At 59.1% G+C, this 14913-nt stretch carries 14 protein-coding genes; 5 read left to right on the forward strand and 9 right to left on the reverse strand.

All coding sequences use genetic code 11. The annotated features are described in order from the left end of the window. Window positions 1-327: 327 nt before the first annotated feature. Window positions 328-3219: a ribonucleoside-diphosphate reductase subunit alpha gene (locus HBO12_RS27080; RefSeq protein ID WP_170043770.1), complete on the forward strand. Its 2892-nt coding sequence runs from the start codon at window positions 328-330 to the stop codon at window positions 3217-3219. 102 nt (window positions 3220-3321) lie between these two features. On the opposite strand, the gene HBO12_RS27085 is transcribed toward HBO12_RS27080, so the two are convergent. The 8 genes from HBO12_RS27085 to HBO12_RS27120 all read right to left on the reverse strand — a co-directional run bounded on the left by HBO12_RS27085 (window position 3322) and on the right by HBO12_RS27120 (window position 10641). Continuing rightward, on the reverse strand, window positions 3322-4338 hold the full coding sequence (locus tag HBO12_RS27085; protein WP_170043771.1) for a hypothetical protein: 1017 nt from the start codon (window positions 4336-4338) through the stop codon (window positions 3322-3324). Window positions 4339-4556: 218 nt separating this feature from the next. Continuing rightward, a complete protein-coding gene (flgE, locus tag HBO12_RS27090; RefSeq protein WP_169955180.1) occupies window positions 4557-5876 on the reverse strand; it encodes a flagellar hook protein FlgE in 1320 nt (439 codons plus the stop codon). A gap of 31 nt (window positions 5877-5907) precedes the next feature. Next, complete coding sequence (gene flgD / locus HBO12_RS27095) at window positions 5908-6639, reverse strand: flagellar hook assembly protein FlgD (RefSeq protein WP_169955179.1); 732 nt, start codon at window positions 6637-6639, stop codon at window positions 5908-5910. Between the two features lie 16 nt (window positions 6640-6655). Continuing rightward, on the reverse strand, window positions 6656-7099 hold the full coding sequence (gene flgC / locus HBO12_RS27100; RefSeq protein ID WP_169955178.1) for a flagellar basal body rod protein FlgC: 444 nt from the start codon (window positions 7097-7099) through the stop codon (window positions 6656-6658). Between the two features lie 3 nt (window positions 7100-7102). Then, window positions 7103-7510 carry a flagellar basal body rod protein FlgB gene (flgB, locus tag HBO12_RS27105; protein WP_057439685.1) on the reverse strand — a complete coding sequence of 136 codons (408 nt, stop codon included), beginning with the start codon at window positions 7508-7510 and terminating at the stop codon, window positions 7103-7105. A 236-nt stretch (window positions 7511-7746) separates the two neighbouring features. After that, complete coding sequence (locus tag HBO12_RS27110; RefSeq protein WP_170043772.1) at window positions 7747-8634, reverse strand: hypothetical protein; 888 nt, start codon at window positions 8632-8634, stop codon at window positions 7747-7749. 203 nt (window positions 8635-8837) lie between these two features. Continuing rightward, complete coding sequence (gene cheR / locus HBO12_RS27115; protein WP_057439687.1) at window positions 8838-9665, reverse strand: protein-glutamate O-methyltransferase CheR; 828 nt, start codon at window positions 9663-9665, stop codon at window positions 8838-8840. Between the two features lie 43 nt (window positions 9666-9708). Then, window positions 9709-10641 carry a chemotaxis protein CheV gene (locus HBO12_RS27120; protein WP_169955176.1) on the reverse strand — a complete coding sequence of 311 codons (933 nt, stop codon included), beginning with the start codon at window positions 10639-10641 and terminating at the stop codon, window positions 9709-9711. Window positions 10642-10722: 81 nt separating this feature from the next. Here HBO12_RS27120 and flgA point away from each other — a divergent pair, with 81 nt between their 5' ends. The 4 genes from flgA (at window position 10723) to HBO12_RS27140 (ending at window position 13307) form a co-directional block, all read left to right on the forward strand. After that, entirely contained in the window at window positions 10723-11487 is a 765-nt protein-coding gene (flgA, locus tag HBO12_RS27125) for a flagellar basal body P-ring formation chaperone FlgA (RefSeq protein WP_170043773.1), read from the forward strand. A 141-nt stretch (window positions 11488-11628) separates the two neighbouring features. Beyond that, on the forward strand, window positions 11629-11946 hold the full coding sequence (gene flgM, locus HBO12_RS27130; RefSeq protein ID WP_057960432.1) for a flagellar biosynthesis anti-sigma factor FlgM: 318 nt from the start codon (window positions 11629-11631) through the stop codon (window positions 11944-11946). A gap of 48 nt (window positions 11947-11994) precedes the next feature. Then, the gene (locus HBO12_RS27135) at window positions 11995-12462 is read left to right on the forward strand and encodes a flagella synthesis protein FlgN (protein ID WP_170043774.1); all 468 of its coding nucleotides are present in this window, start codon (window positions 11995-11997) and stop codon (window positions 12460-12462) included. A gap of 95 nt (window positions 12463-12557) precedes the next feature. Beyond that, window positions 12558-13307, forward strand: a complete 750-nt coding sequence (locus HBO12_RS27140) for a flagellar brake protein (protein WP_169955173.1) — start codon at window positions 12558-12560, stop codon at window positions 13305-13307. A 60-nt stretch (window positions 13308-13367) separates the two neighbouring features. Here HBO12_RS27140 and HBO12_RS27145 read toward each other — a convergent pair whose 3' ends face one another. After that, entirely contained in the window at window positions 13368-14747 is a 1380-nt protein-coding gene (locus tag HBO12_RS27145) for an MFS transporter (protein WP_169955172.1), read from the reverse strand. Between the last annotated feature and the right edge of the window lie 166 nt (window positions 14748-14913).

Raw genomic sequence — 14913 nt, forward strand, 5'->3', positions numbered from 1 at the left:
GAAACTCAAGTGCTTTCTTGCTCCTGTTTGGTGGAACTTAAACCTTTTTCGAAAGCCCAAACCGCGCACGCGGATGGCTGCTGTTTTCAAGCCCGAAGGGGAGAAAGCGGTACGGGTGTTGCAATACAAACCACACCCACTCAGGAATACGGCAAAGAGCCCAAGGCTCGGCGCCGAAGACTTCGGCATGGAAGCGGCGCGAACAGCTCCCTTCCTCCTGTCCCGAGGTTGTTATGCCAGGCCAAGGCCTGTTGTAAGTGCTTCAGGACGGAACGGTGGGCACCGTGATGGTGCCCAAATAAATATAGAATGTGGAGACAACCCCCCATGCAAACCGACACAACTCGCGAGAACCCGCAAGGCTCCGTGCCGCAGGGCGCTGATTCGAATATGGATCTGTCCGCCACCGCGCCCGGCCAATTGCGCGTGATCAAGCGTAACGGCACTGTCGTTCCTTACACCGATGACAAAATCACCGTCGCCATCACCAAAGCGTTTCTTGCAGTTGAAGGCGGCACCGCTGCCGCTTCGTCGCGTATCCACGACACCGTTGCCCGCCTGACCGAACAAGTCACCGCGACCTTCAAGCGTCGCATGCCCTCGGGCGGCACCATTCACATCGAAGAAATCCAGGACCAGGTCGAACTGGCCCTGATGCGTGCCGGCGAGCAGAAAGTGGCCCGCGACTACGTGATCTACCGTGATTCGCGTGCCAAGGAACGTGCCGTACACGCACCGTCCGCCGAAGCCGTGCAAGCTCACCCGTCGATCCGCATCACCCTGGCTGATGGTTCGTTCGCGCCCCTGGACCTGGGCCGCCTGAACACCATCATCACCGAAGCCTGCGAAGGCCTGGAAGAAGTCGACGGCGACCTGATCCAGCGTGAAACCCTGAAGAACCTGTACGATGGCGTGGCCCTGACCGACGTCAACACCGCCCTGGTGATGACCGCCCGTACCCTGGTTGAGCGTGAGCCGAACTACTCGTTCGTCACCGCCCGCCTGTTGATGGACACCCTGCGTGCCGAAGGCCTGGGTTTCCTGAAAGTCGCCGAGAGCGCTACCCACCACGAAATGGCCGACCTGTATGCCAAGGCCCTGCCTGCCTACATCGCCAAGGGTATCGAGTTCGAATTGCTGAACCCGATCCTGGCCACCTTCGACCTGGAAAAACTCGGCAAGGCCATCAACCACGAGCGTGACCAACAGTTCACCTACCTGGGCCTGCAAACCCTGTACGACCGTTACTTCATCCACAAGGACGGGATCCGCTTCGAACTGCCGCAGGTGTTCTTCATGCGCGTGGCCATGGGCCTGGCGATCGAAGAGAAGAACAAAGAAGACCGTGCCATCGAGTTCTACAACCTGTTGTCGTCCTTCGACTACATGTCGTCGACCCCGACCCTGTTCAACGCCGGCACCCTGCGTCCACAGCTGTCGAGCTGCTACCTGACTACCGTGCCGGATGACCTGTCGGGCATCTACCACGCGATCCACGACAACGCCATGCTGTCCAAATTCGCCGGCGGCCTGGGCAATGACTGGACTCCGGTGCGTGCACTGGGTTCGTACATCAAGGGCACCAACGGCAAGTCCCAGGGCGTCGTGCCGTTCCTCAAGGTAGTGAACGACACCGCCGTCGCGGTAAACCAGGGCGGCAAGCGCAAAGGCGCAGTGTGTGCGTACCTGGAAACCTGGCACATGGACATTGAAGAGTTCATCGAGCTGCGCAAGAACACCGGTGATGATCGTCGTCGTACCCACGACATGAACACCGCCAACTGGATCCCTGACCTGTTCATGAAGCGCGTCTTCGATGACGGCCCGTGGACCCTGTTCTCGCCGTCCGAAGTACCAGACCTGCACGACCTGACCGGCAAGGCCTTCGAAGAGCGCTACGAGTACTACGAAGCCCTGTCCCAGTACCCAGGCAAGATCAAGCTGTTCAAGACCATCCAGGCCAAAGACCTGTGGCGCAAGATGCTGTCGATGCTGTTCGAAACCGGCCACCCATGGTTGACCTTCAAAGACCCGTGCAACCTGCGCAGCCCACAGCAGCACGTGGGCGTGGTCCACAGCTCGAACCTGTGCACCGAGATCACCTTGAACACCAACAAGGACGAGATCGCCGTTTGCAACCTGGGCTCGATCAACCTGCCGAACCACATCGTGGGCGGCAAGCTGGACACCGCCAAGCTGGAACGCACCGTCAACACCGCCGTACGCATGCTCGATAACGTTATCGACATCAACTACTACTCGGTGCCACAGGCGCAGAATTCCAACTTCAAGCACCGTCCGGTCGGCCTGGGGATCATGGGCTTCCAGGATGCTTTGTACCTGCAGCACATTCCCTACGGTTCGGACGCTGCGGTCGAATTCGCCGACAAGTCCATGGAAGCGGTCAGCTACTACGCGATCCAGGCTTCCTGCGACCTGGCCGACGAACGCGGCGCCTACGAGACGTTCCAGGGTTCGCTGTGGTCCAAGGGCATCCTGCCGCTGGACTCGCAACAGATCCTGATCGAGCAGCGTGGCCAGAAGTACATCGACGTTGACCTCAACGAATCCCTGGACTGGGCGCCGGTACGTGCCCGTGTGCAGAAAGGTATTCGTAACTCCAACATCATGGCCATCGCACCGACCGCAACCATCGCCAACATCACTGGCGTATCGCAGTCGATCGAACCGACCTACCAGAACCTGTATGTGAAATCGAACCTGTCGGGCGAATTCACCGTGATCAACCCGTACCTGGTCCGCGACCTGAAAGCCCGCGGCCTGTGGGACTCGGTCATGATCAACGACCTGAAGTACTACGACGGTTCGGTGCAGCAGATCGAGCGCATCCCGCAAGAACTCAAGGAGCTCTACGCGACGGCCTTCGAAGTGGACACCAAGTGGATCGTTGACGCCGCCAGCCGTCGTCAGAAGTGGATCGACCAGGCCCAGTCCCTGAACCTGTACATCGCCGGCGCTTCGGGCAAGAAGCTCGACGTGACCTACCGCATGGCTTGGTACCGTGGCCTGAAAACCACCTACTACCTCCGTGCCCTGGCCGCGACCAGCACCGAGAAGTCGACCATCAACACCGGCAAGCTGAACGCTGTATCCAGCGGCAACCACGGTGATGATTCGGTGCTGGCTGCTCCAGCCGGTCCGGCGCCAGTGCCAAAGGCCTGTGCGATTGACGAGCCGGATTGCGAAGCTTGCCAATAAGCTGAGCCCGCCCTGGGGCTAACCCTCCAAGGCTGAAAAGCCCCCGACACACCCAAAGTGTATCGGGGGCTTTCTTTTGCCCGGAAAAATCCTCGTACGAGACTAGATCAACACGGTGGCTATACCCGATGCAGGCACACCGCCTCGCTGCCCCCACAGCTCAATGCGGCCGTTAATCACCGCCATCGAATGGCCGCCGTACTCCACCGTCCCGACCTTGCTGTTCCTCAAGTCGGCATCGGTCGCCTGCCTGTAAAGCCCCTTGAGCCCTATGCGGTCCAACCCCTCTCGCGAATACTCTCCATCGTTAAGGGTCTTGATGGCATCCTTGAAACTGCGCGCAGCCTTACCATCGTTGTTTTCCATCTGGGCCCGCTTGGCGCTCGCGGCAAATATGAAGTTGGCGGACGTTATCATCGAAGGATCATCGCCCTCGAATCGGGCCTCCTTTGCGGCCTCCTTGAATTCTTCCTTGGAAAAATGAACCTTGTATCCATCGCGCATCGTCACGTCATAGCCATCGCCCGCCCCTTTAACCTCCTTGAACACATCCGTAGGCTCCTTGCCATACCGCATCATGGCGGCCTTTATTGCGGAAACCGTCACACAATTGCCGTCAGGCCCTTGCTTGAAACCACTCCAGATATTGCCCGATTCTTTACCGGTTCCCGGCTTTTGCCCGGGGTTGCTGTTATCAGGCTTGTAGTTGAAATAATTCCTCCCGTTGGTATAAGGCTTATCGGACATTTTTTCGGCAGGGCCAAACCCCGCAGGGTTCACTCTACCGCCGCCGCCACCGCCGCCACCGCCACCTCTTGGCGATGGCGGGCTGGGTGGCGCTACGTCATCACTGGGAAACCATTCGTCCAGCATCCGCTTGAGAAACTCGAGAAACTTGCTATCCGCGCTCTCGCCCAGCTTGTTTAGCGCCTCCTTGAATTTTTCGTCACCCATTTTCTGGCGCAGATCATTCAACTTGTCGCGCAGATCCTGCACCGTCTGGGTCTTGCCGGCTTGCTCGGCATCGAACAGTTGGCTGAGCAACGTCTTGACCGTCGACGCTTCGCCAGCAGGCCCAACGGCAGGCAACACCGTCGGTGCCGCAGCCGGTGTGAACATCACGCGCCCCGTACCTGGTGCAGACCACCCTAGACTCTCCATGCTCCGCCCTCCCAAGATTGGTGAGCCAACAGGGCTCTGGCCCCATCAGTGGCGAAGCAGGAGCGGAGTGTTCCTTCCCATGCATTTCAACGCGTTACCTGATGCTCTGCGCTGGGTTTTCCTACGCCCACAAAAAAGCCCCTCCTAGGAGGGGCTTCTTGTGCAGCACTAGCGCATCAGGTCATCTGAATGATGGTCTGCATGATGGTGCTCTGGGTGGAGATAGTCTTGGCGTTCGCCTGGTAGTTGCTCTGGGCCTTGATCAGGTCCACCAACTCATTGGTCAGGTTGACGTTGGAGTTCTCCAGGGAGTTGGCCACGATCGAGCCCAGGGTCCCGGCTTCTGGTGCATCGTAGCCAGGCTGGCCCGAGGCGAAGGTTTCTTTCCAGGTGGTGCCACCTGCAGGCTGTAGGCCTTGCTCATTATTGAAGCTGGCCAGGGAGATCTGGCCGATGGCCTTGCTCTGCTGGTTGCTGAAGGTGGCGAACAGCACACCGCTGCCGTCGATTTTCAGCCCGGTGATTTCGCCGGTGGCATAGCCATCAGTGATCGGCGGGTTGCGGTAGCTGGCCGAGTTGTACTGAGTGATATCAGACATGTTGATCGCAATACCGCCCGGGTTGGCAGCAGCCCCGTTGTCAGGGTTCCACACGCCATTGTCCATGACGCCCGGCTTCCAGTTGCTGATGGTCAGGGTGGTGTTGGATACGGTGCTTGGCGGAGTGACGATCCCCTTGAGCGTGCCTGATGTATCAAATGTCACCGTGGAGGCCACCGGCGCAACCGCACCTGTGCCCTTGACCGGCGTACCGTCAGGATTGCGTCCGTCGATCAGGGTGTAGGACTTCCAGGTATTGGAGCCGGTTTTCACCATGTACTGCACCATCTCATGGGCATTGCCTTGAGTGTCATACAACGTGGTGCCGTACTGCTCGGTAAACGTGCTCGCTTCAGTCGGGTCAAACGGGCTGGTCGTCTGGTCGATCACCGGCTTGGAGGAGTTCAGGTTGCTGCTGGAGTCAACCTTGGTCGACGCTTTGGGCGGCAAGTTGGACAGGTTGATCCGCAGGTCGGTCAGGCCGCTCTTGGAGATTTTGCCATCTTCATCGGCAGCGTAGCCCTGCAGGCGCGAGGTGCCGGTGTTGTTGGTGATGTAGCCGTCCTTGTTCGCCTGGAACGAGCCATTACGGGTGTACTCCAGCGAGCCGTCGCTGCCCTTCTGCACGAAGAAGCCGCCGCCCTGGATACCCATGTCCAACACGCCACCGCTGCCGTTGACTTCACCCTGGGTGAATTGTTGGGAGACCGCCGCCAGGTTAACGCCCGTGCCGATGGTTTTATTGCCAGTGCCCAAGCGGGACGCCGCATAAATGTCGCCGAACTCTGCGCGGGACGACTTGAAGCCAGTGGTCGCGACGTTGGCGATGTTGTTGCCGGTCACGTCCAGTTGTTTGTTGGCCGCATAGAGGCCGCTAAGGCCGATATTAAAAGACATGTTTCTCTCCTCTTGCCGTATCTAGCCGGCTCTATGTACCGATAGTCTGAATTTGCGACAGCTTGATGCTGCCCATGCCGCCAGAAAGATTGAGCAGCATTTCGCCGCCAGTCTGGCTCAAGGTCACGCTGGTGACCGTGGCCGGCAGCGAGGTTTTCAGGGCAACCGAATCACCAGCGTCATTCTTGGTGCTGGCCGCGAAGGTGTAGGTGCCGGAATCCAGCTGCTCGCCCGCCTCGTTCTTGCCGTCCCAGATAAAGTCCGACTTGCCGGCGCTCTGGGCGCCCAGATCGATGGTCTTGACCAGCTTGCCGTCCTTGTCGGTGACCTTGACGGTGACGTTGCCCACCGACGAACCCACGGCGACCGAGCCGGTGAAGCTCTTGCTGGTGTCGACCATGGCCTTGTTGGTTTCGATAATCACCGAACGCCCGACCAGCGACGAGGCTTGCAGCGCCTGCGACGATTTGTAGTTGCCGGTGATGGTGTTCACCGAGTCGTTCAGGGTGTTGATGCCTTCCAGGCTGCTGAACTGCGCCAGTTGCGCGACGAACGCGCCGTTGTCCTGGGGCGACAGCGGGTTCTGGTTCTTGAGCTGGGTAACCAGCAGTTGCAGAAACGCATCCTTGCCCAGGGACTGGTTGCCCGAGGCCGCCTTGGCCGTGTCGGCCAGGTTGCCCTGGGTGGACTTGGCATCCTTGACCTTGGAGTCGAACAGACTCTGGATCGTCGACTGATTCGACACATCGTTAGTGACAGACATGCTTTAGCGCCCCTTATCACTGACCGAGGGTCAGGACCTTCTGCATCATGGCTTTGGCGGTGTTCATCATTTCCGCGTTGGTCTGGAACGAGCGACTGGCGGAAATCATGTCAGCCATTTCCTCGACCACGTTGACGTTGGGGTAGTACACGTAGCCCTTTTCGTTCGCGGCAGGATGATTGGGCTCGTAGCGCGCCTCGAGGTTGCTCTGGTCTTCGACCACACCCAGCACCTGGACGCCCTGGCCGGCAGCATCCTGGCTCTGGAACAACGAATCGCTGCCGCCGTTCTGACCGGCCTGAAACATGGTGGCGAACACCGGGTGCCGGGCGCGGTAGGTCTGGTCGATGCTCGACGACACTGTCTCGGCGTTGGCAATGTTACTGGCGACCGTGTTCAGACGCGTGGTCTGGGCGCTCATGCCACTACCGGCAATATTGAAAACACTGGATAGAGACATGGCTTACTCTCCGCGCAGGGCTGACATCAGCCCTTTGAATTTGCTGTTGAGCAGGGTGAAGCTGGCCTGGAAGTTCACCGAGTTCTCGGCGTAGTTCGATTGCTCCAGCTGCGCATCGACGGTGTTCTGGTCGATCGACGGCTGCATCGGCGTGCGATACATCAGCGACTCATCGCCACTGCTCAGGCCCTGGGCTTCGATATGACGGTTATTGGTCATGTTCAAGGCGAAGGAGCCGTTCTTGGTCTTGTCGCTCTGTGCGGCGAGCACGGCGGCAAAGTCCAGGTCCCGAGCCTTGTAGTTCGGGGTATCGGCGTTGGCGATGTTGTTAGCCAGGACTTCGGCACGCTGGGCGCGGAAGCCCAGGGCTTGTTCGTGGATACCGAGCGCTTTATCGAAGCTGATGCTCATGGCGGAAACCTTTAGGGGCTGACCTGCTTTTCGTAACAGGGTTATAGCAAGCCCCATGCCAGGTTTATCAACCCCAATAAATCAAGGGGTTAGGCAGGCATTGCCGGCGGCAATGGCGCAAAAGCGGCAACGCTTTTCCGCGAAACGTCAGGAAAGCGGCAATGGGCATTGCCGTTTAAAGAAAGCGGCAGGAGCCGGATTGCCGGTTCCTGCGGAGGTGGCCTGGAGGAGTGCCATCAAGTCAGAACCAATACGTTCTCTTTCCATTCGTGCCCCCTGCCATCGGAAATCTTGCCCGCTGTGGCTCGCTGTCCCACTTTGCCCCAGCGCTCCTCCATTCCCCCAATTACCGCCATCGAGTGCGCGGTACCGGCACCGCCCACATCCTTGTCTATCGTACCCACCATGCCACTTTGCAAGTCGCGCAAAGTCCCCTGCCTGACATGATCCTTCAGGCCCAACCGGACAAACACATCCTTGGTGTACTCACCGTTTTTAAGAGAGTCCAAGGCCTTGGCATAGCTGTGCCCTGATCCTTCGTGGTTTTCGTTCTGCGCCCGCTTGGCACTGACGGCGTATATAAAGCTGGCGTCCTTGATCATCGCGGGATCACTTCCTTTGAGCCCGGCGTGCTGGGTGGCCTGTTGCAGTTCCTGCCGGGTCAAATCCACGGTTTTCCCATCCCGCATGGTGACATGGTAGCCAATGGCGGTTTTCTTCACGTCCTTGAAGATATCGGTCGGTTTCTGGCCAAAACGCTGCATTGAGGCCTTGATGGCTGAAATAGTGGCGCAGTTGCCGTTTTCACTCTGGAAAAAACCGCCAAAAATATCCGCGGTTTTTCTCCCCGGCGTCGCGCTATTGGAAGGAAAAAAATTGTTGTGAGCCAGGGCAGAATTACCGCCGGATGGATAAGCGCCATAATTGAAAGGCTGGCTCGAAGCCCTGGGATTACCCGAGACAAAATTCATACCCGGCGGCCTGGGGCCATGGGCGCCAAATACAGGCCTTGAACCTGCCTGCCCTCTTCCCGCCAAGGGATCATCGATACGCCGCTGTTCAACTGAAGAATCGAATGCAAACCGTGCGCCTTGCGGACCGTACCCTGATGAAACGTTTCCCATACACCCTCCTCCTGGTGAGCGCGACGAAGAGTCAATCCCACCGTCGCAAACACGACTTTTCGTATTGGGCGGGCTGAATTTGCCCACCCAATGCTGGGTGGTGAGGAAGGAAACATCAGTTCCAGCAGGGCACGCCCCAGGATCGCCGGACAAAAAAAAGGAGCCCCTGGGGGCTCCCTTTTGCGTCGGCTCGGCTCAAGCCATCACTTGGCCTGGTAGATAATGCCTGGGCTGCACTGCACCATCTGGTAATGATCCGGCAAACCGTTCAGCGCCTCGGACGCGCCGAGGAACAAATAGCCGCCACGCTTGAGCGTACCGTGGATGCGCAGCAGGATGTCCTTCTTCACTTCAGCCGAGAAGTAGATCAAGACGTTGCGGCAAAACACGATGTCGAACTTGCCAAGGCTGGCGTAGCTGTCCAGCAGGTTGAACGAGCGGAACTCCACCCGACTCTTGATCGGCGCCTTGACCGCCCAGCGCCCGGCGCCCTTGGGGTCGAAGTAACGCTGCAGGCGCTCCGGGGACAGGCCGCGGCCCAGGGCCAGGCTGTCGTATTCGCCGGTCTTGCAGTTGGTCAGCATGGTGCCGGACAGGTCAGTGGCAACAATTTGCACCCCGGCCTTCAACTGCCCCATGTTGGTCCGTTCGAACTCATCGATGGACATCGACAGCGAATAGGGTTCCTGCCCAGACGAACACGCCGCCGACCAGATGCGCAAGCGCTGGCCAGGGCTAGCCTTGATGGCCTCGGGCAATACCTTGTTCTTGAGCACCTCGAAGGGGTAGGTGTCACGAAACCACAGGGTTTCGTTGGTAGTCATGGCATCGACCACCATCTCCTTGAGCCCGCTGCGCGGTTGGCCCTGGATGCGCTGTACCAACTCGCCCAGGGACTTGATGCCCTGCTGCTCCATCAATTTGTTGAGACGGCTTGATACCAGGTATTGCTTGTTTTCACCGAGCAATATGCCACAGGCTTTTTCCAGGAAGACCCGGAACTGTTCGAAATCCAAATTACCCGTAGACAATGAAACCGCCTCTTAACTCGTGTGACCGCCAGGGAGAAAGCCCCTAGCCGTGATCTGCAGATTTGATCCGTTCAACGACCCGGGATGCCAGGTCATCAGGACGGAATTTGGCCAGGAAGTCATCGGCACCGACCTTCTTGACCATTGCCTGGTTGAATACACCGGACAATGAAGTATGCAGGATGATATGCAATTTTTGCATGCGTGGGTCGTTGCGTATCTCGGCCGTGAGGGTGTAGCCGTCCATTTCCGGCATCTCGATGTCGGAAATCATCATCAGGAATTCTTCTTCCGGCTTCTTGCCTTCATCCACCAGCTTGCGCAGGTAGTCCAGCGCCTGACGGCCGTCATTGAGCGCCACCACTTCGACACCGACGGTCTGCAGGCAACGGGACACCTGCTTGCGCGCCACCGACGAGTCATCCACCGTCAACACCCGCAGGGACACGGCCTTCTGCTGGGTCTGCTCATCCACCACACCCACCGAAATATGCTCCGACGTCGGCGCCACTTCCGCGAGGATCTTCTCCACGTCGATGATTTCCACCAACTGGTTATCGACCCGCGTCACTGCCGTGAGGTAGTGGTCGCGCCCGGTGCCCTTGGGTGGTGGATGGATCTCTTCCCAGTTCATGTTGACGATACGTTCCACCGAGCGCACCAGGAAACCCTGGGTCTTGGTGTTGTACTCGGTGATGATCACAAACGGGTTCTCGCGATCCTGCAAACCGGCAGAACCGGTGGCCATCGCCAGGTCAAGAATCGGAATAGTCGAGCCACGGATGTTGGCCACGCCACACACCACCGGGTTGGACTTGGGCATTATGGTGAGCTTGGGGCATTGCAGCACCTCCCGCACCTTGAAGACGTTGATGCCATATAGCTGCTTGCCATCGAGTCGAAACAGCAACAACTCCAGGCGATTCTGCCCTACCAGCTGTGTGCGCTGGTTCACTGAATCCATTACACCCGCCATGCCCAGACTCCTACGCTACAAAACTTACGGGTACGACGCGCCCCCAACACGAAACGGCACGCGCTTTGCTTTTTATTGGCCATGGACATCAAAACGACAGTTTCCCGACGCCTTCGCTCGCCACAGTACCGCAGATTACTCTGCGCCTGGATGGCGTTGCTTGCCTTGGGCGCAGGCCACCAGGCCCACGCCGACAACGTCACCTTGCCTGATCTGCTTATCGGCGTCACTCAAGGCTTTCTTGAGTTCACTGTAGAAGATTATCTGGCGAGCACCCAGACACCGGGCCGTTATGAAATCCAGGTCAACCAACTGGACCCGCGTTTGCGCATGCCCATGTGCGACAAGGAATTGACAGGCTCCCTGGAAAGCCCCGCCCAGCCCATTGGTCGCGTGACCGTGCGCGTGCGCTGCGACGGCAGTTCACCCTGGACCGTGTTCGTGCCGGCCCAGGTCCGGTTGTTTCGTGACGTAGTGACCGTTACTCGCCCGCTCAAGCGTACCGGCATCATCGGCTATGAAGACGTGGCCCTGCGCGAGCGGGACATCAGCCAGATCAGCCAGGGCTACCTCACCTCCGTGGACCAGGCGGTCGGGCAGAAACTGACCCGACCAATGGTAACCGACCAGGTCATCACCCTGGTTCACCTGGAACAGGCAGAAGTGGTGCGCAAAGGTGACCAGGTGGTGATATCCGCCAGCAGCGGCGGCCTGAACGTGAAAATGCCGGGGGAAGCCCTGGCCAATGGCGGGATGAGCGAACAGATTCGCGTGAAGAACCTCAACTCCAAGCGCGTGATCAAGGCCCGGGTAACAGCGCCTGGCCAGGTGGAGGTCGCGCTATAGATCACTGGCGTGGGACGCTGGCTTTTCCTACACTGTGCCCGAGATCACGCTGTGCACAGGTTTATTGTCGATCGAGCCTAAAGTTTGTCCGGGTATGGCCGAAAACATGGCAAGCGTCCAAATACCCAGAGGTTTTTTAACATGGTCATTGATTTCAGCCGATTGAACAGCGCCCAGGCAACGCCCGGCGGCACGCGTACCAACGCGGCCAAGGACAGCGTTGAAGCCAAGGCCCCGGCACTGCCCGCCAAGGCAGAACAAACCGCTTCGACCCAAAGTGGCGAATCGGTGCATTTGAGCAACGAGGCTCAACAGTTGCAGAAGATCACGGACTCGCTGCGCGATCAGCCAGTTGTCAATAAAGCCCGCGTGGCCGAGTTGAAACAGGCGATTGCCGATGGCAGCTATCAGATCGACAACGACCGTTTAGCCGGCAAAATTATCAAAGCCGAGCGCTAGGCCAAGGCCTGCGCCAGGCTTTTGGACGCTTAAAACCCAAGGCCAGCCATGCACGACGAAAATCTGCTGCACCTGATCACTGAAGACCTGGCTCCCGCGCAACACCTGCTGGAGCTGCTTCAAGACGAATTCGTAGCCCTGTGCGGCCGCGATATGCGCCTGCTGGAAGATATCCTGGCACGCAAGCAATCGTTGATCATCCTGCTTGAACAACACGGCCAGAAACGCAGCCAGATCCTGCTCAGCCTGGGCCTGCCCGCTGATCACAGCGGCCTGGAGCAACTGGCCAGCCACTCGTCGGTCGGCGACCAGTTGCTGGCCCAGAGCGCAGCGCTCAATGAGTTGTTGATCAACTGCCAGCAAGCCAATGTGCTCAATGGCCAGTCGATCCAACTGCAGCAAGCCACCACCGCCAACCAGCTGCGCATCCTCCATGGCGGCGAACCTCCAGCACTGTATAACGCCCAGGGCTCCACCTCACGGCTGGTCAAGCCCAGCACCCTCAGCCAAGCCTGACGCCGGTTTATTGCGCGCCCTATCAAGGCGTGCCACATGCTGGCAAAATGCCGGTTCTTGCGTGTAGTCGTATTTTGTCTGGAGATGGAAGAACCGTGTTCAACACCCTTAGCGCGGAAGATGCTCCGCAGCCCCCCAAGGTCCTCACCACCCCTCTGGAAATTGCCAGCACCCTGCGGCTGCTGCAAGAGAGCCACGACCCGCTGATCATCACCTTCCACGAACGCAACCAGCGCTTCCAAAGCTACCTGGTGGATGTCGACAAAGACAGCAAGACCCTGAGCCTGGACGAAATGATCCCGCCCGAAGGTGAACGCTATCTGGAGAATGGCGAAGCATTTCGTATCGAAGGCTTTCACGAAGGCGTGCGCGTGGCCTGGGACAGCAATGGCCCGCTGACCATCGGCGCAAAGGACGGCCACCGCATCTATAAAGGCAGCCTGCCAGAAGAAGTGGTCTACCATCAGCGCCGCAATGCCTTTCGCGCGGCATTGAAACTGGCGCAACTGGTGAATATCGAACTGGGTGGTGAGAAACTCAAGGCGCCTATCAGTGGCAAGCTGCTGGATATCTCCGCCACCGGCTGCAAGCTGCGCTTTGAAGGTGATATCTCCGAGCGCCTGCAACTGGGCCAGGTGTACGACCGCTTTATCGCCGCCCTGCCCTTCGGCAGCATGACCACGGCGGTGGAGCTGCGCTACCTGCACTTCGAAGAAAGGATCAACACTACCTTTGCCGGTGTGCGCTTTCACAACATGAGCGGCCTGGTGCAGCGCCAGGTTGAGCGGTTTGTCTACCAACTGCAGCGCGAGGCGCGACGGTTCGATAAAGACGACGACATGTAAGCGCCAAACCACAGGCACAAAAAAACGGGCAGCCCCCTTGGGAACTGCCCGTTTTTTGTTTCAGGGACGGGCCCGGCTCAGGTCATGCGGGTGTTCATCCGGGTCAGGATGCTCCGGCGGCTCGGGCTCGGGCTGCGGCTCCATCTCCGGCTCTGCGTCGGGCGCAGGCTCTGGCGCGGCGGTTTGCATCTGGTCCTGGACCACCTGCTCATCCACCCGCGGGTCGAGGGCTGCCACCAATGGCGAACTGGACATGCTGTCGGGCATGGCCACGTGGTGCAACGGCGCGTCGTCCACCTGATGCAGGTTAGTCACAGCCTTGGGGCGAATACGCCAGACCAGGATCAATGCGCACAGGCTGAAGAAGGCATAGAGCATCTGGTTGCCAAACAGCTTCATCACCACGCCGGCCAGCAACGGCCCGATACTCGCGCCCACCCCGTAGGTCACCAGCAACATCGCGGTGAGCGACACTCGGCGATCACCTTCGACATGGTCATTGGAAAATGCCACGGCCAGCGGATAGAGGCAGAACTGCACCAACGAGCACAGGAACCCGGCAATAAACAGCACTTCCAGCGGCACCTGGGTCATGATCGCCAGCGGCAATGCCGCCACCGCCAGGCACAGGGCGAAACAGCGAATCAACAAGGCGCGGTCATAGCGATCGGACAGCCAGCCCAGCGGCCACTGCACCAACAGGCCGGCAAAAATGCAGCTACCCATGAACAGGCCGACCTGCTCGGTGCTCAAGCCCTGTTGGGCCGCGTACAGCGGCGCCAGGCCGTAGAAGGAGCCGACGATCAGGCCCGCCCCCAGCACCGTACTCAAAGACTGCGGCACGCGCTTGATAAAAAAGCGCGGCTCCATCGGCGCCGGATGCAAGGGCGCGGGGTGAATACGCCGGGTCATGGCGACCGGCACCAGGCACAGGGCAAAACACAGCGCCACCAGCATCAGCAACTCAAGCCCCAATTGGGGGTGCATGACCAGAATCAGCTGGCCCAGCACCAGGCCCAGGTACGACGCGATCATATAGCCGCTGAACACCACGCCACGCTGCTTGGCATCCGCCTGCTCGTTGAGCCAGCTCTCGATCACCATGTACTGGCACATCATGCCGAGGCCGACGATTATCCGTAGCACGATCCAGGCCGGCAGCCAGTCCACCAGGCCATGGCCCAGCACCGCCGCACCGACAATCCCGGCACAGGTGGCATAGGCCCGGATATGACCAACGCGGGCGATCAGGCGATGCCCGATCTTGCCACCCAGCACCAGGCCAAAATAGTTGGCCGCCATCAGCGCACCGACCCATAGGCTGTCGACGTTATCCGCCGCCAGGCGCAAGGCCAGGTAAGTACTGAGCAGGCCGGAGCCGATCAGCATCATCAAGGAGGCGAAATAAAGGGCTCGAAAAGATTTCCAGATCTGGCGCATCGGCGTTCCGAGCGGCTCCTTGCAGTGGGTGTCAGGCAATTCGCACTAGCCTGAGGGCGAAGCGTCGTTAAGCCCAGGCACCCAACTACACAGGCACCCAGGGGCATTTTGATCCAGCAAGCGGCACAACCTCGGGATCACCGAAGCATGCAGCCTTCGATGAACT

Origin of the sequence: Pseudomonas sp. WS 5059 (assembly GCF_012985525.1) — a bacterium.
In the GTDB taxonomy this organism is placed as follows: Bacteria; Pseudomonadota; Gammaproteobacteria; order Pseudomonadales; family Pseudomonadaceae; genus Aquipseudomonas.

Bases quoted from the DNA above. Each gene is read 5' to 3' on its own strand.
- flgD (WP_169955179.1), bottom strand. From the start codon at position 6,639: ATGTCTGTCACTAACGATGTGTCGAATCAGTCGACGATCCAGAGTCTG.
- HBO12_RS27085 (WP_170043771.1), bottom strand. From the start codon at position 4,338: ATGTTCACACCGGCTGCGGCACCGACGGTGTTGCCTGCCGTTGGGCCT.
- flgC (WP_169955178.1), bottom strand. From the start codon at position 7,099: ATGTCTCTATCCAGTGTTTTCAATATTGCCGGTAGTGGCATGAGCGCC.
- flgM (WP_057960432.1), top strand. From the start codon at position 11,629: ATGGTCATTGATTTCAGCCGATTGAACAGCGCCCAGGCAACGCCCGGC.
- HBO12_RS27135 (WP_170043774.1), top strand. From the start codon at position 11,995: ATGCACGACGAAAATCTGCTGCACCTGATCACTGAAGACCTGGCTCCC.
- HBO12_RS27145 (WP_169955172.1), bottom strand. From the start codon at position 14,747: ATGCGCCAGATCTGGAAATCTTTTCGAGCCCTTTATTTCGCCTCCTTG.
- HBO12_RS27080 (WP_170043770.1), top strand. From the start codon at position 328: ATGCAAACCGACACAACTCGCGAGAACCCGCAAGGCTCCGTGCCGCAG.
- flgA (WP_170043773.1), top strand. From the start codon at position 10,723: ATGGACATCAAAACGACAGTTTCCCGACGCCTTCGCTCGCCACAGTAC.
- flgE (WP_169955180.1), bottom strand. From the start codon at position 5,876: ATGTCTTTTAATATCGGCCTTAGCGGCCTCTATGCGGCCAACAAACAA.
- HBO12_RS27110 (WP_170043772.1), bottom strand. From the start codon at position 8,634: ATGGGAAACGTTTCATCAGGGTACGGTCCGCAAGGCGCACGGTTTGCA.
- HBO12_RS27120 (WP_169955176.1), bottom strand. From the start codon at position 10,641: ATGGCGGGTGTAATGGATTCAGTGAACCAGCGCACACAGCTGGTAGGG.
- flgB (WP_057439685.1), bottom strand. From the start codon at position 7,510: ATGAGCATCAGCTTCGATAAAGCGCTCGGTATCCACGAACAAGCCCTG.